The 2,159-nt window shown below is 75.9% G+C and carries 2 protein-coding genes; both read left to right on the top strand.

Going from position 1 to position 2,159, the window contains the following annotated elements; genetic code table 11:
• Nucleotides 1–64 precede the first annotated feature (64 nt).
• Nucleotides 65–625, top strand: coding sequence for a phosphopantetheine-binding protein (locus tag ACWDSL_RS53155; RefSeq protein ID WP_450496937.1), 561 nt, complete (start codon nt 65–67; stop codon nt 623–625).
• Nucleotides 622–2,159 (top strand): beta-ketoacyl synthase N-terminal-like domain-containing protein (locus ACWDSL_RS53150; RefSeq protein WP_450496936.1); only part of this gene is annotated, 1,538 nt, incomplete at its 3' end. The genes ACWDSL_RS53155 and ACWDSL_RS53150, both read left to right, overlap by 4 nt.

The raw sequence follows: 2,159 nt of genomic DNA, 5'->3' as shown, positions 1-2,159 counted from the left end.
GACGCCGACCGCGTCACCCGGGCCGAGCCGGTCGTACGGGACGCCGCTCGGGGTCACCAGGACGATGTCGCCGACCCTGGCCGAGACATTGTCGGTCGCGGAGCAGCGGCGGCTGATGACGGAGCTGGTACGGCGGCACGCCGCGACCGTGCTCGGGCACGCCGATCCGGCCGCCGTGCCCGCCGACGCGGCGTTCAAGGAGCTGGGGTTCGACTCGCTGACCGCCGTCGAGCTGCGCAACCGCGTCACCGCCGCGACCGGCCTGCGGCTGCCGGCCACCGTCATCTTCGACTACCCGGAGGCCGTGGCCCTGGCCGAGCACCTGCGGACGCAGCTGGCCCCGGCCGCCGTTCCGCGGCCGGCGGACGTCTACGCGCCGGTGCTCGGCCAGCTCACCGGTCTTGAGGAGACGCTGGCCGCCCTGGGCGCCGCGGCGGGTGCGAACGGCGACGGCGGCGGCCCGGCCGCGGTGACGGAGCGCCTGGAGTCGCTCCTCGCCGCGTGGAAGGCGGCCCACGCCGCCGCACCGGGCGCCGACGGCACCGGCCGCGCGGCGGACCGCCTCCAGGCCGCGACCACGGACCAGGTCCTGGACTTCATCGACAAGGAACTCGGAGTGCAATGAGCCCCAGCGAGGCGACGGAAGAGAAGCTGGTCGACTACCTCAAGCGGGTCGCCGCCGATCTGCACGACACCCGGGCACGCCTGCGCGAGGTGGAGGACGGGCAGCACGAGCCGGTGGCCATCGTCGCGATGGCCTGCCGGTACCCGGGCGGGGCCGCCTCGCCCGAGGAGCTGTGGGACCTCGTCGCCGGCCGCCGGCATGCGATGACGGCGTTCCCCGCCAACCGCGGCTGGGACCTGGAGCGGCTGTTCCACCCCGACCCCGGCCACGCGGGCACCACCTACGCCCGCGAGGGCGGGTTCCTGCACGACGCGGACCTGTTCGACCCGGAGTTCTTCGGCATCAGCCCGCGCGAGGCGGCGGCGGTCGACCCGCAGCAGCGGCTGCTGCTCGAAGTGGCGTGGGAGACGCTGGAGCGGGCGGGCATCGACCCGGTGTCGCTGAAGGGCGCGCCCGTCGGCGTGTACGCCGGGACGGCGCTGCCCGGCTTCGGCACGCCACACGTCGACCCGGCCGCCGAGGGCTACCTCGTCACCGGCAACGCGCCCAGCGTGCTGTCGGGGCGGGTGGCGTACACCCTGGGCCTGGAAGGCCCGGCGGTGACGGTCGACACCGCCTGCTCCTCCTCGCTGGTGGCGATGCACCTGGCGGCGCAGGCGCTGCGCGGCGGCGAGTGCGACCTGGCGCTCGCCGGCGGCGTGACGGTCATGACGACGCCGTACGTCTTCACCGAGTTCGCGCGGCAGCGCGGCCTGGCGGCCGACGGCCGCTGCAAGGCGTTCGCCGAGGCGGCCGACGGCACGGCGTTCGCCGAGGGCGTGGGCCTGCTGCTGCTGGAACGCCTCTCCGACGCCCGCCGCAACGGCCACCGCGTGCTGGCCGTCATCCGCGGCTCCGCCATCAACCAGGACGGCGCCAGCAACGGCCTCACCGCCCCCAACGGCCTGTCGCAGCAGCGCGTCATCCGCGCGGCCCTCGCCAGCGCCCGCCTCTCCCCCGCCGACGTCGACGCGGTCGAGGCGCACGGCACCGGCACCACCCTCGGCGACCCGATCGAGGCGCAGGCGCTGCTGGCGACGTACGGCCAGGACCGCCCCGCCGAACGCCCGCTGCTGCTCGGCGCGATCAAGCCCAACATCGGCCACACCCAGGGCGCCGCCGGGGTCGCGGGCGTCATCAAGATGGTCATGGCGATGCGGCACGCCGCGCTGCCGCCCCTGCCGCACGACGGCCCGCCGACGCCCGTCGTCGACTGGGACAGCGGCGCGGTGCGGCTGCTGGCCGGGCCCGAGCCGGTGCCGTGGCGGCCGGGCGACCGGCGGCGGCGGGCGGGTGTCTCGTCGTTCGGCATCAGCGGCACCAACGCCCACCTGATCCTGGAGGAGGCCCCGGAAGAGCCCGCCCCCGAGGAGGCCCGAGGGCCCCGGCCGCCGCGCGCCGCGGCCACGGTGCCGTGGGTGGTCTCCGCCGGCGCGTACAACACGTCGTACGACATCTGGGACACCGACCACCAGTACGAGATCATGCTCTGGGT

Source organism: Streptomyces sp. NPDC000941 (assembly GCF_053599555.1).
The sequence above is the reverse complement of the archived record's forward strand: the minus strand, read 5'-3'. Positions and strand labels throughout refer to the sequence as shown.